Raw genomic sequence first — 21,408 nt, forward strand, 5'->3', positions numbered from 1 at the left:
TCTCACGCTGTCGAAACGCTCCAGGGTCTGCGCCTCCGCTACGCTCCGGCTCCACCCTGGGATGACGAAGGTCGGAGGGCTGTCTCCAAACATGCAGGTGACGAAGGTGGGGCTGTGGATTCGAAAACGGCGCTGCCTCGGGGCAGCGCCGCTTCTTTTCGAGGTGGCCGGGGTTCGCGCCGACTTCGGGCTCGCGTCTGCTACCGCAGGCGGCCGCTGGCGTGGGCGAGCATCGTGTAGACCTTGCCGGTGTCGGAGGTCAGGTAGGTCTGCGTGACCATGTTGTCGCGATCGTTGCGCGAGACGTCCTGCAGCAGCTTCTCGAAATCCTCGCAGTAGCGGTCGACGGCGGAGCGAAACTCTCCGTCGATCTGGTACTTTCTGCGGATCTCGTCGAAGGTCTGCTGGCCCTTCAGCGTGTAGAGCCGGCGCGTGAAGACGTTGCGCTCGCCGCGCCGGTAGCGCTGCCACAGTTCGATCGAAGCCTCGTGGTCGATCGCACGGGCGATGTCGACCGACAGCGAGTTGAGCGATTCCACCACGTGGAGGGGCGAGCGCTCGGCGGGAGCCGGCGCGGGCGCGGGCGCCTCCTCGTCGCGCGAAGCCCGGCGCAGAAGGTTCTGCACCCAGCCGTCCTGCTGCCCGCCATCGCGGTCCACGGGAGCGGGTTCGCTCACGCGGTCGTGCTCCAGCGTTCCGCGAAGCACCGGCTCGGCGACCCGCGTGTCCGCCTCCGGCGCGCGGCGCGGGGCGGGGGCGGGGCGTGCCGGCTGCTGCTGGACGGCCGGGGCCGGCTGCGGCGCCTGCTGCTGTCGCACAGGCGCGGGGGCCGGCGCGGAATCCCTGACGTCGTACATGCGGCCGGACTTGGCGACGATGTCGGCCAGTTCCTTCAGCGCGGCGATCTGCTCGCCGACGGCGCGGCGGATCGCACCGGTCGATTCGCGGGCTTCCTCCGGCAGTTCCAGCACGCCGCGCTTCAGCTCCGTGCGCGTCTCCTCGAGCTCCGAACGGATCTCGTTGGCGGTGCGCCGGATCTCGTCGGTGGCACCCGAGAAGCGCTCCGTGGCGGCCTCGACGACTTCGGCGATGGCGTCGCGGATGTGCTGCGTGGACGAGAGCGTGCGGCCCTCGACCTTCTCGATCGCCTTGCCGACGATGCCCTCGAAGGACCGCATCACGCGCTCGATGTCTTCGGACTTCTTGACCAGGCCAACGGCGAGTTCCTCGAGCGCCGACTGGCGCTCCTCCATCGTGGAGGAGAGGCTCGCTTCCGCCGAGCCGAGCATCTCGCGCGCCTGCGACAGGAGCCGGCCGTGGTCGTCGAAGCGGCTGGCGATCGCCGCCACTTCCTTGAGTGCCTGCGACGACACGTCGGCCAGACGGGTGGCGTTGGTGTCGAGGAGCCGCGCGGAGGAGGAGATGGTCTGCGAGGCCTTCTCCGTCGTGGCCGAGAACGCTTCCGTCGAGCCGGTGAGCTGTTCGTCGATGGCGCTGAGGTTGCGTGTGGCGGAACCGACGAGATCGCTGAGCTTCGCGTTGGACTGCGTCAGCCGGTCCAGGATCTCGTTGATGTTGCCCGACAGGCTCTCGCGGGCGCCCTCCATGGCCGACAGCGTCTCGGCCGTGCGGCTGGCGATGGCGTTGACCAGCGCGGCGTTCTCCGAGCGCAGCCGTTCCGTCGCCTTGTGGGTGGCAGCTTCGAGGCTCTTCTGGAGTTCGCCGCCGCTCTCGGCGAAGCTGTCGATAAGCGGCCGGGCCTTTTCGTCCAGGACCTTGCCCATCTCGAGCGCACGGCTGGCCAGCATCTCGTTGAGCTCGCGGGTACGGGCATCGAGCGTCGCGGCTGCCTCGGACGTGCTCTGGCCGATGTGCTGGTTCACCGCCGAGAAGGTCTCGGCGATCACGTTGGCACGCGACACGAGCTGCGTCTCGGTGTTGGCAACCTGCTCGACCAGCTTCTGGCCGATGCGCTCGGAGCTTGCGGCGAGCCGCTGCTCCGCTTCGCTGATCTGGCCGCTGACCCGCACCGTGACGGCGTCGGCGCTGTCGCCGAGGCGCTTCTCGACGTTGGACAGAGCCGCGTCGATCTGTGCGGTGCGCGCCTCGAGTTCCTCGGAGGTCTGGCGCGTGCGCGCCGCGATCCGGCGGTCGGCACCGTCGAACGTGTCGGCGATGACGCCGGAACGCTCCACCAGCGAGTGGGTGGTGTTTTCCACCCGCTCGACAAGGCGTTCGCCCGCTTCGTCGAACGCGCCGGCGATGCCCGAGGAGCGCTGCAGCAGAGCTTCCGCCGTGCGGTCCGCCCGCTCGACGAGACGGTCGCCAGCCTCGTCGAAGGTACCGGCGATGGTCGACGAGCGTTCGAGCAGCGTTTCCGCCGTCCGGTCCGCGCGTTCGATCATCCGCTTCTCCGCCTGCTCGTAGGCGCCGGCGATGCCCTTGGAATGTTCGAGCAGCGACTGCGTCGTCGTTTCGGCGCGCACGTAGATGCGGCGCTCGGCGTCGTCGAAGGCGGCGGAGATTCCCTTGGCGCGTTCTTCCAGCGTCTGGGCGGTGCTGTCGGCGCGGGCGAGCATGCGCTGTTCGGACTGTTCGAACCCGCCGATGATGCCGCGGGAACGCTCTTCGAGCGTCTGGGCCGTCTCTTCCAGGCGCGCGGCCAGCCGCTGGTCCGCCTCGTCGAACGTGCCGGCGACGCCGCGTGCGCGATCCTCCATGGCCCGCAGCGTCGCTTCGAGGCGAGCGGCCAGCTGCCGGTCGGCCTCGTCGAAGCTGCCGGCCACGCCGGTCGCACGCTCCTCGATGGTGCGGACCGTCTCGCCCAGGCGGGCAATGAGCCTCTGGTCCGCATCGTCGAACGTGTCGGTGATGCCGCGCGCCCGTTCCTCGATGGCGCGGGCCGTCTCCTGGAGCCGTTCGAGAAGCCTCTGGTCGGCCTCGTCGAAGGTACCCGCGATGCCGCGGGCGCGTTCCTCCAGCGTCCGGGCGGTCTGCTCGGCACGGGCGATCAGCGTGCGGTCGGCTTCGTCGAAGGTGCCGGCGATGTCGCGCGAGCGCTCGTCGAGCGTGCGGGCGGTCTCTTCGACCCTGGCGAGAAGCTTCTGGTCGGCATCGTCGAACGCCGTCGCTATGCCGCGCGAGCGCTCTTCAAGCGCGCGGGCAGTGGCCTCGGCCCGGGCGAGCAGCTTGCGGTCGGCCTCGTCGAAGGTCTCCGCCATGCCGCCCGAGCGCTCCTCCAGAGCGCGGGCGGTGGCCTCGGCGCGTGCCAGCAGCATCTCGTCGGCATCGGAGAACCGCTTGGCAATGTCGTCGGCGCGCGAGGAGAGCATGATGGCCGTCTGATCGGCGCGTTCGGCGAGCTTCCGGTCGGTCTGCTCGAACACGTCGGCCAGTTCGGCGGCGCGCTGCGAGATCTTCTCGCCCGAAACGTCGACACGTTCTCCGAGCCGGCGTTCGGCTTCGTCGAAGGCGGAGGCGAAGTCCCCGGCGCGGGCGGCCAGCGTGTTGGCCGTCAGGTCGATCCGGTGCGCGATCTTCTCGTCGGCATCGGTGAAGACGCGGCCGGCCTCGTTGGTGAGGGTCGAGGTGATCTCGACGACCTTGTCGCGCAGCGAACCCGCCACGACGATGGCGCTGTTCTCGATCGCGGCACGCACGTTCTCGATGCCCACGCCGAGCGCGCGCTGCATGGTGTCCGTCCGTTCCTCGATGACGCCGGTCTGGCGGCGGAATGCCTCCTCGATCTTCTCGACGTCGCCCGCCAGCGCGGAGGTGATCTCGCCGCGGCTCGACGACAGCAGTTCCAGATGCGCCTGGAGGGCGGCATCCACCGCCGCCCGCGTGTCGGCGAGCTTCCCGAGATCCTGCTCCAGCGCGCGCGTCATGATGTTGCGGCCTTCGGCGAGCTTGGAGACATGCGTGGTGACCGAGCCGTCGATCGCCTGGCTCGCCTCGGCGATCTTGCGCAGGTCTTCGTCCAGCGTGGTCGAGAGCTCGTGACGGCGGTTCGCCAGATTGTCGAGATGCTCCTTTACCACCGAATCGATGAGGGCGCGCGTGTCGGCGAGCTTGGAGAGATCCTCGTCCAGAGCCTCGGTAAGGACGTGCCTGCCGTCGGCGAGACGAGCGACCTGCTCGGCGACCGCCTGGTCGATGAGGTCGCGGGTCTCCGACAGGCGAACGAGGTCCGCCTCCATCGCCAGGGTGAGCTGGTCCCGGCCTTCCGAAAGGCGTGCGAGCTGCTCCGAGACGATGGTCTCGATGCCGGTCCGCGCCTGCTCGATCTGCTGCATGTCGGTGTCGAGCGCCTGGGAGAGGGTGCTGCGGCCTTCCGCCAGCCTGGCGACGTGACCGGTGACCACCTCGTCGATCTCCGACTTCGCGCCGGCCAGGCGGCCGAGATCGTCGTCGAGAGCCTGCTTGAAGAGCTTGCGCCCTTCGGAGAGCTTGGAGATGTGGCCGACGACGAGGCCGTCGATTTCGGCGCGCGATTCGTCGAGCCGCTGCAGATCCTCCTGGATCGCGCCGGTCAGCATCGAGCGGGCATTCGCCAGTTTCTCGGAATGATCGGCGAGTGCCTGGCCGACGTTCTCCAGATCGCCCTGGAGGGCCTGCGTGAGGACGCTCCGTCCTTCCGACAGGATGCCGAGCTGGCTGGCGACGGCGGCCTCGATTTTGACGAGGTCATCCTGCAGCGATTCGGTCAGCGAATTGCGGCGCTGCGCCACGCTTTCCAGGTGAGAGGCGGTCGCGGCGTCGATCTGGGCGAGGTCCGCCTGCAAGGCTTGCGTCAGCGCATCCCGCTGCTGGGCGATGCTTCCGAGCTGGGAAGCAGCGGTCGTGTCGATGCGCGCGAGGTCGGTTTGCAGCGCCTCGGTCAGCGTCGCCCGATGCTGGGCGATGTTGTCCATGTGGGCGCCCGCCGCGCTTTCGATCTGGGCGAGATCCGATTGCAGGACCTCGGCCAGCGAATCGCGACGCTGGGCGATGTTGTCCAGATGCGAGGCCGCCGTGTTGTCGATGCGAGCGAGGTCCGCCTTCAGGGCTTCGGTCAGCGCGTCGCGGCGCTGGGCGAACGATTCCAGATGCGTGGCCACCGCGGCATCGATCTCCGCCCGCGTTTCGCCGAGGCGCGAGAGGTCGGAGTCGAGCGCCTCCGTGAGGCTGCGCCTTCCATCGCCGATCCTGTCGAGGTGGGCCGTGACGACGCCGTCCACGTTCGCCAGATCGCTTTCGAGTGCATTCGTGAGCGACGCGCGGCTCTCGGCGAGCTTGCCGAGATGGCTGACGACTACGTCGTCGATTTCGGCACGGGTCTGGGCGAGGTGACCGAGATCCTCGTCGAGCGCCTTGCGGAACAGTTTGCGGCCTTCGGCGAGCTTGCCGATGTGACCGGCAACCACCGCGTCGATTTCGGCGCGCGCATCGCCAAGGCCCTCGAGGTCCTGGTTGAGCGCGGCCGTCAGGTCGCTGCGGCCCTGCGCCAGGCGTTCCAGATTGGCAGCGAAGGCGTTCTCGACGTTCTCGATCTCGCCATGCAGCGCTTCCGTGAGGCTGCTGCGGCGTTCGGCAAGCTTGCCGAGGCTCGCGGCGACCGCGCCGTCGATTCCTTCGATCTCGCCGTGGAGAGCCTGGATGAATTCCTGGCGGCCGCCGCTGATCTTGTCGAGCTGTCCGGCGAATGCGGTATCGACGGCCGAGAGATCTCCCTCCAGCGCGCGGGTGAGGCTGCTTCGGCCTTCCGACAGTCGCTCGAGATAGCCGGATACAACGCCTTCCAGGTCGGAGCGGGCATCCTCGAGGTGCCGCAGATCGGCATCCAGCATGTCCGTCATGCGTCCGCGACCGGCTTCGAGACGGTCGTTGAATTCCGACGCGCGTGCCTCGAGCATGGCTGACGTGGACTGGACGAGCGCGTTCATGTCGGCGTCGACCTTGGTGCGGCTGTCGTCGGCCGCATGGGCGATGTCTTCGCTGCCCTTGCGGAAAGCGTCCGCGATGTCGCGGGTGCGCTCCGCGAGCGCCTCGTTGATCTGACGGGAACGGGCCTCCAGAGCGGCATTGAGCTTCTCGGCGCCGGTGTCCAGCGCCTGGGCGCGGGTCTCGAACTCGCCGATGAGCGAGCGGCCGCGCTCGGCCAGCGTGCGCTCGATCTCCTGGAGGCGCTGGTCGAATTCCTGGGTCAGCGTATCGGTGGCGCCACCGAGCAGCGAGGCCATGCCGCTGGTGCGGCTGTCCAGCATCTGCGACAGCGACCGGGTCGCGGCTTCCGTGCTTTCGGCGAGTGTGGCGATGCGGGTGTCGAGCAGGCTCGCGAAGGCTTCGCCGGATGTGCTGAGGCGGCCGGTGATGTTCTCCATCCGCTCGTCGATGGCGCCGTATATGGAGTTGCCGCTCTCGTTGAAGCGCTCGACCAGTGCCTCGCCGGCATTGGTGATGGTGTAGGTCAGCTTGCTAGATGCGCCGGAGACGGTCTCCTGGATCAGGTCGGTCGCCGAGTTCAGTTCCTCGCGGATCTGTTCGTGCGCACCGGCGATGGAGGCGCGGACGCGTTCGGCGTGGCTGATAACCGCTTCGCGTTCAGTGCCGAGGCCGTCGACGAGCGTGCGGATGCGCCGCTCGTTCTCCGAATAGGCGCGTTCGAGCTCATTGACCTCGGTATGGACGAGCGTCTCGAGTTCGACGGCGCGCGCAAGCGTGCGCTCGATGCCTTCGCCCATGGCATTCACCTCGCGGCGAACGGCCTGGCTGATGGTCATGACGCGGTCCTGGGCGACCGACTCCGGCTCCGCGAGGCGGTAGGCGAGCGCGGTCATCGACTGTGCAGCGAGACGCATCTCCTGCGCACGGCGAACCAGCAGGGCGAAGGCCCAGAAGAGGATGAGCGGCAGGATCGCACCGACCGCGATGCCGAGCGCCCCCGGCGTGGCCAGCAGCCCGTCGATGGAACGGACGTCCCAGATGGCGGGGGCGTAGAGCTGGTTGGCAAGCGTCAAGGCGCCGGCGATCCACAGGACCGAGATCACAGCGACCGTCCAGTAGACCGCGCTCGATCCCCGGCGGTTGAGGTTGGCGAGGACGGCGGTCAGGTCCTTCTGGCGGTCGTCATTGGCGGGGGTGAAGGGCGCGGCGGGACGTGCCGGTCCGCTCTCGGCGGCAGCGGGGCGGAAGTTCGCCTCTTCGGCGGGACGCGCGGGACCGGCGGCCGGGCGAGGGGCGGCCTTCTTCTCGACCGGCGCCTCTTTCACCGCTGTCTCGGCTGCGGCGACGGCGGCTTCGCCACGGCCTTCGCGCGCCAGTTCGTCAGCGGCCAGGGAGATCTGCGCTTCCAGCTCCTCCATGGAGGCCGTCAGGTCGATCTCTTCGTCGGCGAAATTGATATCGAGGGCTTCCTCGAGCTCCCTTTCGACGTCGTTCTCGATGTTCCTGGTCGTGGTCGGTTTGCGAGCCATGCCGTTTCAACCCTGTACTTTTTCTACGCCCGGACCCGCTGATGTCCGATGCACTGCAGCCCGATCGCATGACGCAATCTGGCCCCCGTATCGTAGTGGCACAGGGGGTCAAAGGAAACACGGAAGTCGCGACATGCGTAAAAGTTTAAACACAAGGTTAACAGCGATTGATCCCGTGCACCAAATTTCCGCCACAGTCGCACGGTGTGCGTTAACCGCATATCCACCCGGCGGATTTATGGTCTCCGTCGAGCCGGTGCCGCGTACGAGCCCGGACATAAGGAAGTGCAGGCGGATTTATGAACATGGCGTTGCCGAGTGTTGAAGCCGTAGCGTTTTCGCGGCCAGGTGGGGAAAGCTGCGGACATTCGCGCAACAGACCCGTGGATCTCAATCACCTCTCGCGGCAGACGATGGGCGACCGGGCGCTCGAGCAGGAGGTACTGTCCATGTTCCTCCAGCAGGCCAAGCACGTTCGCGAGAAGATTTGTGCCGCTCCGGAGGCCGAGCGGCTGTCGCTCGCGCATGGCCTGAAGGGCGCGGCGCGCGGCATCGGAGCGTTCCGGGTTGCCGACATAGCCGGGGAAGTCGAGAGCGATCCGACGAGCGAGAAGCATCTGCGCAGGCTCGCGGCCGCGATCGAGGACGTGCGCGATTTCGTCGCTGCGATCAACCGCTAGCCCTTTTTCCTCGCATTCGGGTCGCATGGCCTAAAGGACGCGCCGCCTCGGCGGTTGACTTGCAGGACGGACACGATAAGTCCGCTTGTCTGTAGCGCCCGGGGCCAGCCGAATGACCAAGATCACCTACATTGCGCATGACGGTTCGAAATTCGAGGTTGAAGCCGAGAACGGCTCGACCGTGATGGAGAACGCGATCCGCAACGCGGTTCCGGGCATCGAGGCGGAATGCGGCGGCGCCTGCGCCTGCGCGACCTGCCACGTCTATGTCGACGAGGCGTGGAGCGCGGCGGTCGGCGAACCCGAGGCGATGGAAGAGGACATGCTCGACTTCGCCTACGACGTGCGCCCCACCTCGCGGCTTTCCTGCCAGATCAGGGTGAGCGACGAACTCGACGGTCTCGTCGTGCAGGTTCCCGAACGCCAGGCTTGACGCGGCGCCACCGCCGCGTGGACATTGCGCTCCCGGCGGCGTTCCGATCCGCCATTTCGCCCCGCGGCTCGCGCAAGGTGCGGCAGGCGCCATCGTCCCGGAGGTTCGCAGCATGACGAAGAAGACCGACGTGATCATCATCGGGGCGGGCCCGGTCGGGCTCTTCGCCGTCTTCGAACTCGGTCTCCTCGATCTCAAATGCCACCTGATCGACATTCTCGACCGGCCGGGCGGCCAGTGCGCCGAGCTCTACCCTGAAAAGCCGATATACGACATTCCGGCCTGGCCCTCGATTTCGGCGCAGGGGCTCGTCGACAAGCTCATGGAGCAGATCGCTCCCTTCCATCCCGAGTTCACCTTCAACAGGATGGTGTCCTCGCTGGAGAAGCTGGAGGACGGCGGATACCGGGTCACGACGGACGAAGGCGAAACGATCGAGGCCAGGGTGATCGTGATCGCGGCAGGCGGCGGATCCTTCCAGCCGAAGCGGCCACCGATACCCGGCATCGAGGCGTACGAGGGCAAGAGCGTCTTTTATTCCGTCCGCCATATGGAGGATTTCCGTGGCCACGACCTGCTCGTCGTCGGCGGCGGCGATTCGGCGCTGGACTGGACCCTGAACCTCCAGCCAATCGCCAACAGCCTGACGCTCGTCCATCGGCGGCCAGAATTCCGCGCCGCGCCCGACAGCGTCAACAAGATGTACGCCCTGCACGAGCGCAAGGAACTCGGCTTCGAGGTCGGGCAGGTGACGGCACTGAACGGCTCGGACGGTCAGTTGGAATCGGCGGTCGTGAAGGGGCCGGAGGGACCGGTCGAGATCAAGTGCACGCGGCTGCTTCCGTTCTTCGGGTTGACGATGAAGCTCGGTCCGATCGCGGAATGGGGCCTGAACCTGCACGAAAACCTCATCCCCGTGGATACGGAGAAATTCGAGACCTCCATCCCCGGCGTCTTCGCCATCGGCGACATCAACTGGTATCCCGGCAAGCTGAAGCTGATCCTGTCCGGTTTCCACGAGGCGGCCCTGATGGCGCAGGCGGCGAAGCGGATCGTCAATCCGGGCGAGCGGATCATTTTTCAGTACACGACGTCGTCGACGAACCTGCAGAAGAAGCTCGGCGTCGCCTGATCGCCGCCGCTTGGCCTGTCTGCCTCAGTTCTGCAGGTTGCCGGCGCGGATGCGCTGCATCCGGTACTTGAGAAGCCGCATCATGCGGTTTTCGAAGTTGATGGTCTCGATCCGGTCGAAGCGATCCTGGGCGCTATCGTGCTCGGCCAGCACCCGCGCGCTCACCGTCGCCGCAGCCGCCTTGATCTGCTCGCAGTCATCGCGACGGCCGAGCCGGCCAAGTTCGCTCTCCAGCTTGCGGGCATGTCGCTTGGCGATCTGCACGTGAGATTCCTCATGCCGGCGGATGTCGGAATTGAGCGTGTCCCAGATCAGCCGCGTGTCTTCGTCGGCTCTGCGGCGTTGCCCCCAGTTGGGCAGGATGATCTTTGCCTTCACCGTGACGACGGCTTTTTCGATGCGGCACCAGTCCGGCGTGCTGGCAAAGGTGTAGCGCGTCGAAAACTGCATCTGAGTGGCACCGGGGTGGCGCTGGCCGGTCGATTTCACCTTCGGTCCGCGCCGCGAGAGCTCCTTGTCGATCTCCTCCAGCGTGCTGCCGCCGATGGAGAAATAGGAGTATGTGCGCGAAATGGTTTGCGCCTGCGCCGCGGTCAGGGCGGCGAGCAGGCAGAGAAATGTGAAAAGAGTCATTCTCTTCATGGCGCATCCCCGTTAAGCCCAGCATGCGTCACGGCCGGCGAACCTGCAACCGGATTCACGGTTGGGGAAGCACTGGCGCGATGCCGCGGGAAAACGTGCTGAACGAGAAATGATCGACTGCTTCAGACCTCGCCGCTGGCTCCTGGCCCACGGGCGCGAACTCGTGCTGGGGCCGAAGGCCGTGGTCATGGGCATCCTCAACGTGACGCCCGACAGCTTTTCCGACGGGGGTCGCTTCCGCTCGGCCACAAGGGCGATCGAGCAGGCCGCCGCAATGACAACGCAGGGCGCGGCGATCATCGACGTCGGCGGAGAATCGACGCGACCCGGCAGCGCCGCGGTCAGCGCCGCCGAGGAACAGGCCCGGGTCCTGCCGGTGATCGAGGCACTGGCGGCCCGCGAGGACGTGCTGATCTCGGTCGACACCTACCGCGCCGAAACGGCGCGCGCCGCGCTGGAGGCCGGAGCCCACATCGTCAACGACGTTTGGGGCCTCCAGCGAGACCCGGACCTGGCATCGGTGTGCCGGGCGGCGGGGGCAGGCGTCGTCCTCATGCACAACAGCCGCGAGCGGCGGGTTGATCCGGACCCGGTCGCCGACCAGCACGTCTTCCTCGATCGCTCGCTCGACCTTGCGAAAGATGCGGGCATCTCGTCCGAACACATCGTCCTCGATCCGGGTTTCGGCTTCGGCAAGGAAAAGCCGGAACTGAACTTCGCGCTGATGCGGCGGTTCGGGGAACTGCACGCCTTCGGCTTTCCGCTCCTGGCCGGGACCTCGCGCAAACGCTTCATCGGCCATGCGACTGGACGCGAGGCGGTCGACCGGGATGCCGGTACGGCGGCCACCAGTGCTATCCTGAGGCTAGAGGGAGCGGCGGTTTTCCGCGTTCACGATGTCGCAATGAACATCGATGCCCTGCGTATCGCCGATGCTATGCTCGCCACGTCCGAGGCAGCTTGAGGATTTTCGATCATGTACCTGATCCGCATGAAGAACTGCGCATTTTTCGCGCGCCACGGCGTCCTCGACGAAGAGGAGACGCTGGGTCAGCGGTTTTATGTCGACGCGGTTCTGACGGTCGATCCTGGTGACGGGCTGGAGACGGATTCGATCCAGGCGACCGTCGACTACGGGGTGGCGTTCAAGGTCATCGAGGAGATCGTCACCGGCAAGCGCCGCTTCCTCATCGAGGCGCTCGCGCTCGAGGTGGCGAAGGCGCTGTCCTTGCGCTTCCCGCAGATCGTGAAAGCCGAAATCACCGTGAGAAAACCGAATGCGCCGGTGGCCGGCGTGCTCGACCATGTGGAGGTGACAGTTGTCTGGCCCGAATGAACAGCAGGCCTTCCTGAGCCTCGGCGGCAATCTCGGCGAGCCGCGGCGCGCGATGGGTGCCGCGCTCAGGATCATCGACGCCGATCCGCAGACGCGGATCTCCGCCGTCTCGTCGGTCTACCGGACGCCGCCCTGGGGCGACATCAATCAACCGGACTTCCTCAATTCGGCGGCGGAGGTGCGCACGACGCTGTCGGCGCGGGGCTTGCTGAACCTGTGCCTGGGCGCGGAGAATGCTCTGAAACGCATCCGCACGGAGGCGGGCGGGCCGCGCTCCATCGATGTGGACGTGCTCTATTACAGCGGACGTTCCTACAAGGAGCCGGGGCTGGAGATTCCACATCCGCGCATGGTCCTGCGCGCATTCGTCCTCCTGCCCCTGACCGAGATCGCGCCCGAACTGGAACTGGAGGGAAAATCAGTAGCCGAGCATCTGGCCGGAGTCGATCAGGACGGTATCTCTATCGTGGAGCACGGCGGAGACTGGTGGCGGCAGCAGGATTAGGCGGTGCAGTGATACCGCGGATCAGTCCTGCGCGATCGCCCCGACGCTGGAACCGTCGACCCGCTTCAGGTTCATGCCGATCACCGGCACAAGTTCCTTGTTCACGCGGACCGAGACAGTCACGTTCATGGCGTCCCTGCTTTTCATGTTTGCCAGCATGGCGCCGTTGAGCTGCTTGCGGTTCAGCGTCATGACCACCTTCGAGCCGGAGACGTTTCCGGCCACGATGTCCAGCCCGTCGCCTTCCGCCCCGTCGAGAAACTTGCCGCGATAGGAACTTCCCTTGCGCTCGATCCGCGCCGACATGCGCTGCGAGAAGAGCCCGACGCGGCAGCTTCCCTCCAGTGCCATTCCGATCTTTCCATCGGGCATGGCGCCGGTCAACGAGCAGGTGAACTTCGTGCCCTTGTACTTTCCGGCCACAATCTCGCCCGGCCCGGTCCATTCGCCGCGCACGTTCTGGAAGAACTGGGCGTCACGGTCCGCAGCGGCCGCGGGAACGAGCTGAAACGCCAGCAACGACGCCGCCAATGGGAGAAATGCTGTGCGAGGCAATCGTGTCGTCATGAAGCACCAGCGATCAACTTGAACTCTACGGAACCCGTCGGAGCATGGCCAAGATTGGTTAATGCTTCGTCTAGCGGGACCGATTCTCCGCTACAATGCTAAACCAAGCACTGCATGGCAAGCCTGTTTCGGCGAGGCGGTTAATCCGACTGCTTGGTGCGGGTGAAGTTGGCGATGGCGGATACGAAGTCTGCCATGCCGGGACGGCGTACCGCCTCGAAGGGCAGGGGGCGTGCGGTCTCCATCGCGGCGATGCCGATCCGGACCGTCATCATGCCGTTGACGACGCCCTCGCCGAGCTTGGCCGAGAGGCGGGCGGCAAGTCCGTGTCCGACCAGTTGCTGGACGATGCTGTCCCCCGCCGCGATCGATCCGGTGACGGCGAGATGGGCAAGCACCTCGCGCGCCAGGCGGAAGAAGCCGAGCGTGCCGGGGCGGGTGCCGTAGAGTTCGGCGATACGGCGGATCAGGCGGGCCGATTCGAACAGCACGTAGAAGAGGTCGACCGCAGCGCGGGGGCTCACTGCCGTCACCATCGAGACGCGCTTTCCCGCATTCAGGATCATCGCTTGCGCCGCCCGGTCGAGCGGCACGAGGAGTTCCGTCTCTGCGAGCCGCACGAGGTCCGGCCCGTCGATCACGTCGTCGCGAAGTTCCGACAATGACCGCCGCCCCGCCGCCGTCTCCGGCCGTGCCGACAGGAAGCGCGCGAGATCGTCGACGAGCGTCCGGGCGTCCTTGGGATCATTTCGCACGAGCACGTCCGCTGCGCGGGCGCGCATGCGCTCGACCGAGGCGAGCCGCGTAAGCGAAATCGTCTCGCGCACCACGATCGCGACGAGCGCGACGACGGCAACCGCGGCGAGCGCCAGTGCGGTCCAGCCCAGCCAGTCCGCGCGCTCGAACAGATCACGGATGAGCCGGTCGGTCCACAAGCCGATGGCCATGGAAACGAGGACGCCGGTCGCCGCGAGGAACACCCTGCCGAGGTGCGAGCGGCGCTTTGGCGGCAGTGCCGGCGGCGGCTCGGCGGTCGCGATCTCCTCCATGTCGAACACGTCGATCTCGGCCGGCCGTATCTCGGCGAACTCCGCGCCCGTGAGCGCGCGCGGCTGTCGCCTGGGCGTCCGCTCCGTCTCGTCCGTTTCCTCAGCCGCCATGGGGAATGCCACCGGCGGTCTTCGCTCGTCGGTCATTCCAGCCGGTCTCCGATCAGGAACTGCAAGGCGCGGTCGAGGCGGATGTGGGGCAGCGACAGCGAAATTCCGTCGGCACTGCGCTCCAGCTTCGGAGGCCGGAAGCGCACGAACCGGATCGCCTCCGACTGGCCGGCCTCGGCATTCGGGTCGAACAGTGCGTCGAGGTTCTTCGGCAGATCTCCGGGAAACACCGCCGTCTCCGTCTCGCCGTCAAATGTGTCCTTTCCGATCGTCTCGCCGGCGAGCGGCGTGCCGATGATGACGGGCAGTTCCTCCTTGCGCTGCGTGACCGTGCCTTCGCGCGTGGCGCGCACCGCCGCGAGCGCCAGCACGTCGACCGAGGCACCCGACACGCCCGCCCGGGCGGCGGCGCGGTCCGACAAGCGCCGCACGATGGCTTGCAGGCGGTCGTGGCTGGTGTGATGGATATGGTCGGCCTTGGTCGCGGCGATCAGGATACGGTCTATGTGGCGTGCGAAGAGGCTGGTGAAGAGATTTCCCGAGCCGGGACGGAAACAGCCGAGAATTTCGGTGAGCGCCCGCTCCAGATCGGAAAGCGCGGCCGGCCCGGCATTCAGCGCCTGCATGACATCGACCAGCACGATCTGCCGGTCGAGCCGCGTGATGTGTTCGCGGAAGAAGGGCTTGATGACGTGGGTCTTGTAGGACTCGTAGCGTCGTTCGAGCATGGCGCGCAGCGAGCCGGGGCGGGCGCGTCCTTGCCCGAGGTTTGGCAGCGGGGCGAAGGTGAGGGCAGGCGAGCCTTCGAGATCGCCCGGCATCAGGAAGCGGCCCGGCGGCAGGGTCGACAGCGCCCGGCTGTCCTGGCGGCATGCCCTGAGATACGCAGTGAAGCTCTCGGCGAGCCTGCGCGCGGTCATCTCGTCGGCTTCGGTCTCGCCGTCCACCGATCCGGCCAACGCGATCCATTCCTCGGCCAGGTCGGCCCGTACCGGAAGGGCCGCCAGCTGGAAGGAATCCTGCGAGAATTCGGCGAAAGACTTGCCCAGCAGCGGCAGGTCGAGCAGCCATTCGCCCGGATAGTCGACGATGTCGACCGACAGCCGTCCACGCGAGAACATGCGGCCCCAGGCGGAGGCGGATTCGTAGTCGATGGTCAGGCGCAGTTCCGACACGGCACGGGTCGAATCGGGCCAGCTCCGTCCGCTCACCAGTGCGTCGACATGGTCCTCGTACTGGAAGCGCGGCACGGCATCGTCGGGCTGTTGCTCCAGATAGGCGCGGGCGATGCGCCCCGACTTCTGCGCCTCGAACATCGGCAACCGGCCGCCATGGATGAGATTGTGCACGAAGGCGGAGATGAAGACGGTCTTGCCGGCGCGCGACAGGCCGGTCACGCCGAGCCGGATCGACGGGTTGACGAGGCCCGTGGCACGTTCGGCGAGCGTGTCGAGAGCGATCCGCGTCTCGTCGGTGAAGCTTGTCAGAGCCGCCAAACCTTTTCCCCGGCCGTCTTGTTCGCGACCGATATAGGCAGTGCGACCTTCATTTGAAATGGAGTCTGCCGCTACGCCGGCGTCGAATTGAGGAAATCGTCGAGTTGCGCCGCTCCGGGCGCAGCAGCCGAAAGCGGTGTCGCGAAACTCAGGACGGCGAGGCCGGCCGTGGGAAAGCCGCCAGCCAGCACCGGCGGCGGCTCCGCGTCCCGTCCGCAGCAGAGCGCGATCGTCAGATCCTCGATCATGGGATTGTGGCCGATGATCAGGATGGAGCCGGCATCACCCTTTTCGCGGACGATCGAGAGATAGCCGGTCGCGTCGGTGGAATAGAGCTGTTGCGACAGGATGGCCTCGTTTTGCCTGCGCCCGAGCCGGCCTGCGAGGCCCTGCCAGGTTTCGATGGCACGCTGCGCGGACGAACAGACGACGATTTCGGGCTGGTAGTCGCGCGATGCCATGAAGGCTCCCACGGCTTCGCTTTCGAGGCGCCCGGCCTCCGTCAGCGGGCGGTCGAAATCGCGTGTACCGGGTTCGGCCCATGCCGCTCTTGCGTGGCGAAGCAGGTAGAGCCGTCCCATTCCGCCTCCCTTGGCCCGATGACGCTTGCGATGGAACGAGCATTAGCCGCCGGTCGCGGGCCGCGCAACTCGACTGTCGCGCAGGGACGGTCGAAGTGCCCTGGAACGCCGCCGAATGGAAGGAAAAACGGCCCGGATCCGGCATGTTCGCGGCACGAATTGCGGGCGTGCCCGGGGACTAACAAAGGCGTGACATTGCTGACCTTTTAGCTTGTGCCACCACAACCGCCCGAATATATAGGCGCCGGTTCATTGCTGCGGGGTGACTCGAATGAACGAAATCATGGAAGACTACGTTCCGAGTGAAAGCGAGCCTTTCATGAACGAACGGCAGAAGGCCTACTTCCGGGCGAAGCTCCTCTCCTGGAAAAGCGACATCTTGCGCGAGGCGCGCGAGACGCTGGAAATCCTGCAACAGGAAAACGCCAATCATCCCGACCTCGCCGACCGGGCGTCGTCGGAAACCGACCGAGCCATCGAGCTGCGCGCCAGGGACCGCCAGCGCAAGCTCATCTCGAAGATCGATGCCGCCCTGCAGCGGATCGACGAAGGGACGTACGGCTACTGTGAGGAGACCGGCGAACAGATTTCGCTGAAGCGTCTGGACGCTCGCCCGATAGCAACCCTGTCCATCGAGGCTCAGGAACGGCACGAACGCCGCGAAAAGGTCTATCGGGACGATTGATGCGCCGACGTATCGTACGCAGTAACTGAGGCGGCCGAGAGGTCGCCTTTTTCTTTTCGGATGGCCGGCTTCAAATAGCCCGCGAGGATTGAAATCTTCGGGGGTTTACTTCCTGTCGCGCGAAAGTTCGCCCAGAAGCTTCGACATCTCGTCCTCGAGCCCCCTGTCCGACGAGGAGCTTCCTCCGCGATCCGTCAGTTCCAGCGAATCCTCCAGCTCCTGGAGCAATGTGTCGTCGAGGCTTTCCCTCGCCGGGGACGCCGTCGGGGCTGCGACCGCGGCGGCGGCAGGCCTGGCCGAAGGGGCGGGGGACGCGCCTTGAGTGGGAGGCGTTCGCGTCATGGGCGGGTTCGGTTGCGAGGGTCGGTTCTGGAAGGACGAGAAGTAACCGCTTTTCGCCGGCTCCGGTCGCGGGGCGGGTGGTTGCACGGCTGCTGCGGGACGCGGTGTCGCTTCCTGTCTCGGAGGCGTTGCCGGGGCGGCCGACGGGGGCGGGACAGTCGGTGCGCTTCGCGCCACGGGCTGCTGCGGAGCAGCCGCAGGCTGAGGCGCGGCAGGCTGCGAGGCCGGTTGTGAAGCCGAGACCGGGCGTGCAGCCGGGGGCGCGGCCCTCTCGGTGGCCGGACGCGATGCGATCGGCCGTTCCGGCAGGCGGCCTTCCCGCTGCGGCGGCCGCACCGGTGCCGTGACCGGCGGACGAGGCGCCGGTGCGGGCTCTGCAGAAAACTCGGTCGGTTCGGCCGTCGAAGCCTGTTCGCCGGGCAGGGTTCGCGTCGATTTCGCGATCATGCGGATATCCTGCTCGACCACGACGTCAGTGGGGCCGCCGATGAGGATCAGATGCTCTACGTCGTCGCGCCGCACCAGCACCAGCCGCCGCTTGTCGTCGACCGCCGCGGCATCCATCACTGCGAGCCGGGTCCTGCGATTGCGGCCGCCCGCGATGAAGGTGCCGGATGTCAACATCCGCACGACGCGATAGGCGAGGTAGATCAAGAGCAGCGCGATCGCCGCGATGATGATCCACGAAACCACCGGCACATATTGCGGGTCGAGAAAGCCTTCGAGCAGACCGGTCATCTTTGTTCTACGTGCTCCCTTTGCCCCCAAGGTCGTGCGGCACAGTAGACACGACCCTGTGGCAGTCGCAAGGCGGGCAGGGGCATCGTTGCGCCATCGTTGTGGGAAAGCCCCCCCGAACCGCGCAATTCAGGCGCGGAGGCATGAAATGAGGGACAACGGGAACGCTACTCTTCCCCGCACAGGCATAATGTGATTCAACCGATCGACGCGGCGGCTTTGGGAATCGGTAGGACTGGCACGGAATGGCGAGGGACAGCCAAGGAGAATTCTATCCGGCGCCAGTCGTCGATCAGAATTCGCGGCCGGGAACGATCACGCGGCTGATCATCTTCATCGTCATCCTCGTCGCCGCCGCATTCGTGTTCGCGCTGATGCGCGACAGCCTCGGCGATCCGTTCCTGCTCGGCATGCTCGGCATCCTGGCCATGATCGGCGTCGGCTATCTCTTCGCCTCCGCGATCGGGCTCGTGCAGGTGGCGCCGCGCTCGTCGGGCGACGAATTGGCGAAGGCCTGTGTCGACACCATGGACCAGGGGCTCGTACTGGCCGACATGAAGGGACAGGTGCTCTACGCCAACCGCGCCTATGCCGAACTGACCGGCGCGACTTCTGCTGCCGACGTCCGCACGCCCGACGTTCTGCTCTCGGACAACGCCGAGGCGGCGCCGACGGTGGACGGTCTTGCAGACGGCCTGCGTGACGGGCGGCCCGGCGACGGGGAGTTCCGGGTATCCCAGGCGATCCGCCCGGGCTCCGAAGGCGGCTCGCGGTGGTATCGCATCCGCGCGCGCAGCTTCTCCGTTCCGGGCCGGCGTCAGCCGCTCGCCGCATGGTACCTGGAGGACATTTCGAAGGAACGGGCGGAACAGGAGCGCTTCTTCCTCGACCTGCAGCAGGCGATCGATCATCTCGATCACGCACCAGCCGGCTTCTTCTCCGCCGACCCGTCAGGCCGCGTGACCTACATCAACGCCACGCTCGCCGAGTGGCTCGGTATCGACCTGGCGAGTTTCACCCCCGGTGACATCACCCTGTCGGAGATCGTGGCCGGCGACGGCATGGCGCTGATCCGCTCGGTCAAGGCCGATCCCGGATCGACGCGAAACGCGGTGGTAGACCTCGATCTGTCGACGGTCGCCGGCGAAGTGCTTCCGGTCCGCTTCATGCACCGCGCGACCGCGACGCGGGAAGGCACGCAAGGCCCTACGCGCACCATCGTCCTGAACCGGGCCAAGGGCGAGGACGCCTCGGCCGACCTGCGGGCGTCCGAGGTCCGTTTCACCCGGTTCTTCAATTCCACGCCGATGGCCATCGCCGGCATCGACGGCCGCGGGCAGATCCTGCGCACCAATGCGCCCTTCCTGTCGCTGTTTTCGACCGTGGTGGATCGTGACGCGGTCGACCGTCACGTCCTTCTCGACACGGTGATCCATCCCCGGGACCGGGCCGCCTTCGCCTCCGCGCTCGAACGGGCGAAGCTGCACCAGGCCGACATCCTGCCGATCGACACCGTCCTTCCGGACGACGAGGAGCGCCACATGCGCTTCTACGTCAACGCGGTCGCGGATGCGAAGGAGGGCGACGCTACCGAGGAGGCGGCAATCGTCTATGCCGTGGAGACGACCGAGCAGAAGGCGCTCGAGGCGCAGATGGCGCAGGGCCAGAAAATGCAGGCCGTCGGGCAGCTCGCAGGCGGCATCGCGCACGATTTCAACAACGTGCTCACCGCCATCATCATGGCCTCGGACCTGCTGCTGACCAACCACCGGCCGTCGGATCCGTCCTTCCCCGACATCATGAACATCAAGCAGAACGCCAACCGCGCCGCTTCGCTGGTACGGCAACTGCTCGCTTTCTCGCGTCGCCAGACCCTGCGCCCCGAGGTGCTGAACCTCACCGATGTGCTGGCCGACCTCCGCATGCTCCTGACGCGGCTTGCCGGCAACGAAATCAAGCTCAAGATCGACCACGGGCGGGACCTGTGGCCGGTAAAGGCCGACCTCGGCCAGTTCGAGCAGGTCATCGTCAACCTCACCGTCAACGCGCGCGACGCCATGCCCAAGGGCGGCGACCTGACGGTGCGGACCAAGAATGTCGCCGCTGCCGACAGCGACGGCTACCACTACCGCGAACTGGCACCGGCAGACTACGTTCTCGTCGAGGTCGAGGACAGCGGCACGGGCATTGCGCCCGACGTGCTGAAGAAGATCTTCGAGCCGTTCTTCACCACCAAGGAGGTCGGCAAGGGCACGGGCCTCGGCCTGTCCATGGTCTACGGTATCATCAAGCAGACGGGCGGCTTCATCTTCTGCGAATCGCAGGTCGGGTCCGGCACCACTTTCCGGATTTTCCTGCCGCGGCACATCGTAGAGGAAAAGCCGGTCGTGGAAGGCGAGGAGAAGGCGGCCGCCGCCGTTCCGCGCGCTCCGGAGGTCCAGAAGGATCTCTCGGGCTCGGCCACCGTGCTTCTCGTGGAAGACGAGGACGCGGTGCGCATGGGCGGGGTTCGGGCGCTGAAATCGCGCGGCTATACCGTCCACGAAGCGACGTCCGGCGTGGAGGCGCTGGAAATCTACGACGAACTCGAAGGCAAGATCGACATCGTCGTATCCGACGTCGTGATGCCGGAGATGGATGGGCCGACGCTGCTGGGCGAACTGCGCAAGCGCCGTCCGGACATCAAGTTCGTCTTCGTTTCGGGCTACGCGGAGGACGCGTTCGCCAGGAACCTTCCCGCCGACGCCAAGTTCGGTTTCCTGCCCAAGCCCTTCTCGCTCAAGCAACTGGCGACGATCGTCAAGGAAATGCTTGAAGGCGAGGAATAAGGACGAGGTACTCGGGTTCGCATGGAATCCCGCCGGTGCGCGGTTCTGGTTCGATGATCGGTGGTGTGGACTGATGACGCCGCACAATGAGGCAGCAGCCGGAGACTACGCGCCCACCGTTCTTCTGTCGGGCGATCCCCTCCGTTCGGAATGGATCGCCGAGACGTTCCTCGAAGACGCGCGTTGCGTGAACCGGATTCGCGGGGCGCTGGGCTATACCGGCAGCTACCAGGGCATGCCCGTCAGCGTCCAGACCACGGGGATCGGGATTCCCTCGCTGTCGATCTATGTCCATGAACTCCTCGAAACTTACGGCGCACGGGTGCTCTTCAGGGTCGGGACCTGCGGCGGATTGCAGGACCATGTCCGCATCCGCGACCTCGTGATCTCGCAGGCCGCAGCGACCGACAGCGGCGCCGAAGGCGAGTCGTTCGGCGCCTACCGGTTCGCTCCGGCACCGGATCTCGGGCTCCTGAGCGCGGCCGCCGAGGAGGCGCGAAAGTCTGGCGTGCGGCACCACATCGGTTCGACCGCCTCGAGCGACGTCTTCTATCACTCGGCGGGAGACGAACGGTACCGGCCGCTGCGCGCGCATGGGCTCCTTGCCGTCGACATGGAGACGAGCGGCCTCTACACGCTCGCGTCGCGCTTCGGCGCGAGGGCGTTGTCCATCTGTATGGGCGTCGACAACGTCTTTACCGGTGAATCGATCGCCGAGGCGGAGCGGCAGGCCGTCTTCCGCCCGATGATCGAACTGGCGCTAGCCACGGCTTGTGGCGTTTCCTGACGGGAGCAGTAGGGCCCTATGGCACGCCGTACGCACTTGTCG

General features: G+C 66.5%; 16 protein-coding genes. 9 read left to right on the top strand and 7 right to left on the bottom strand.

The window, feature by feature from the left end; genetic code table 11:
* Window positions 1-200 precede the first annotated feature (200 nt).
* Complete coding sequence (locus BSQ44_RS12705; RefSeq protein ID WP_072604676.1) at window positions 201-7,454, bottom strand: apolipoprotein A-IV repeat region-like domain-containing protein; 7,254 nt, start codon at window positions 7,452-7,454, stop codon at window positions 201-203.
* 383 nt (window positions 7,455-7,837) lie between these two features.
* On the opposite strand from BSQ44_RS12705, the gene BSQ44_RS12710 reads away from it, so the two are divergent.
* The 3 genes from BSQ44_RS12710 to BSQ44_RS12720 all read left to right on the top strand — a co-directional run bounded on the left by BSQ44_RS12710 (window position 7,838) and on the right by BSQ44_RS12720 (window position 9,699).
* The gene (locus tag BSQ44_RS12710; protein ID WP_235633231.1) at window positions 7,838-8,134 is read left to right on the top strand and encodes an Hpt domain-containing protein; all 297 of its coding nucleotides are present in this window, start codon (window positions 7,838-7,840) and stop codon (window positions 8,132-8,134) included.
* Window positions 8,135-8,246: 112 nt separating this feature from the next.
* Window positions 8,247-8,567 (top strand): 2Fe-2S iron-sulfur cluster-binding protein, encoded by a 321-nt coding sequence (locus BSQ44_RS12715; protein WP_072604678.1) that lies wholly within the window; start codon window positions 8,247-8,249, stop codon window positions 8,565-8,567.
* 112 nt (window positions 8,568-8,679) lie between these two features.
* Window positions 8,680-9,699, top strand: a complete 1,020-nt coding sequence (locus BSQ44_RS12720; RefSeq protein ID WP_072604680.1) for an NAD(P)/FAD-dependent oxidoreductase — start codon at window positions 8,680-8,682, stop codon at window positions 9,697-9,699.
* Window positions 9,700-9,723: 24 nt separating this feature from the next.
* Here the strand turns inward: BSQ44_RS12720 and BSQ44_RS12725 are convergent, their stop codons facing one another.
* Window positions 9,724-10,341, bottom strand: a complete 618-nt coding sequence (locus BSQ44_RS12725) for a DUF922 domain-containing Zn-dependent protease (RefSeq protein WP_072604683.1) — start codon at window positions 10,339-10,341, stop codon at window positions 9,724-9,726.
* 109 nt (window positions 10,342-10,450) lie between these two features.
* On the opposite strand from BSQ44_RS12725, the gene folP reads away from it, so the two are divergent.
* From folP to folK, 3 genes are read left to right on the top strand one after another with little or no spacing between them, the layout of a single operon-like run.
* Window positions 10,451-11,305 carry a dihydropteroate synthase gene (folP, locus tag BSQ44_RS12730; RefSeq protein ID WP_072604685.1) on the top strand — a complete coding sequence of 285 codons (855 nt, stop codon included), beginning with the start codon at window positions 10,451-10,453 and terminating at the stop codon, window positions 11,303-11,305.
* Window positions 11,306-11,317: 12 nt separating this feature from the next.
* Entirely contained in the window at window positions 11,318-11,677 is a 360-nt protein-coding gene (gene folB / locus BSQ44_RS12735; RefSeq protein WP_072604688.1) for a dihydroneopterin aldolase, read from the top strand.
* Window positions 11,661-12,182: a 2-amino-4-hydroxy-6-hydroxymethyldihydropteridine diphosphokinase gene (gene folK / locus BSQ44_RS12740; protein WP_072604690.1), complete on the top strand. Its 522-nt coding sequence runs from the start codon at window positions 11,661-11,663 to the stop codon at window positions 12,180-12,182. Before folB ends, folK begins: the two co-directional genes overlap by 17 nt.
* Before the next feature lie 21 nt (window positions 12,183-12,203).
* Here folK and BSQ44_RS12745 read toward each other — a convergent pair whose 3' ends face one another.
* The 4 genes from BSQ44_RS12745 to BSQ44_RS12760 form a co-directional block, all read right to left on the bottom strand.
* Window positions 12,204-12,749 carry a hypothetical protein gene (locus BSQ44_RS12745; protein ID WP_072604692.1) on the bottom strand — a complete coding sequence of 182 codons (546 nt, stop codon included), beginning with the start codon at window positions 12,747-12,749 and terminating at the stop codon, window positions 12,204-12,206.
* A 140-nt stretch (window positions 12,750-12,889) separates the two neighbouring features.
* Window positions 12,890-13,945, bottom strand: coding sequence for a YcjF family protein (locus BSQ44_RS12750; protein WP_072604695.1), 1,056 nt, complete (start codon window positions 13,943-13,945; stop codon window positions 12,890-12,892).
* Entirely contained in the window at window positions 13,942-15,405 is a 1,464-nt protein-coding gene (locus tag BSQ44_RS12755; protein ID WP_072604697.1) for a YcjX family GTP-binding protein, read from the bottom strand. Before BSQ44_RS12755 ends, BSQ44_RS12750 begins: the two co-directional genes overlap by 4 nt.
* Window positions 15,406-15,476: 71 nt before the next feature.
* Window positions 15,477-15,986, bottom strand: coding sequence for a SixA phosphatase family protein (locus BSQ44_RS12760; protein WP_072604699.1), 510 nt, complete (start codon window positions 15,984-15,986; stop codon window positions 15,477-15,479).
* A gap of 271 nt (window positions 15,987-16,257) precedes the next feature.
* Here BSQ44_RS12760 and dksA point away from each other — a divergent pair, with 271 nt between their 5' ends.
* Window positions 16,258-16,671 carry an RNA polymerase-binding protein DksA gene (gene dksA / locus BSQ44_RS12765; RefSeq protein WP_072604702.1) on the top strand — a complete coding sequence of 138 codons (414 nt, stop codon included), beginning with the start codon at window positions 16,258-16,260 and terminating at the stop codon, window positions 16,669-16,671.
* Window positions 16,672-16,776: 105 nt separating this feature from the next.
* Here the strand turns inward: dksA and BSQ44_RS26325 are convergent, their stop codons facing one another.
* The gene (locus tag BSQ44_RS26325) at window positions 16,777-17,751 is read right to left on the bottom strand and encodes a flagellar biosynthetic protein FliO (RefSeq protein WP_083534723.1); all 975 of its coding nucleotides are present in this window, start codon (window positions 17,749-17,751) and stop codon (window positions 16,777-16,779) included.
* A 245-nt stretch (window positions 17,752-17,996) separates the two neighbouring features.
* Here BSQ44_RS26325 and cckA point away from each other — a divergent pair, with 245 nt between their 5' ends.
* Window positions 17,997-20,579, top strand: a complete 2,583-nt coding sequence (gene cckA / locus BSQ44_RS12775; RefSeq protein ID WP_072604705.1) for a cell cycle histidine kinase CckA — start codon at window positions 17,997-17,999, stop codon at window positions 20,577-20,579.
* Between the two features lie 73 nt (window positions 20,580-20,652).
* Window positions 20,653-21,366 carry a purine-nucleoside phosphorylase gene (deoD, locus tag BSQ44_RS12780; protein ID WP_072604707.1) on the top strand — a complete coding sequence of 238 codons (714 nt, stop codon included), beginning with the start codon at window positions 20,653-20,655 and terminating at the stop codon, window positions 21,364-21,366.
* Window positions 21,367-21,408: the final 42 nt, after the last annotated feature.

Source organism: Aquibium oceanicum, assembly GCF_001889605.1.
Taxonomy (GTDB): Bacteria; Pseudomonadota; Alphaproteobacteria; order Rhizobiales; family Rhizobiaceae; genus Aquibium; species Aquibium oceanicum.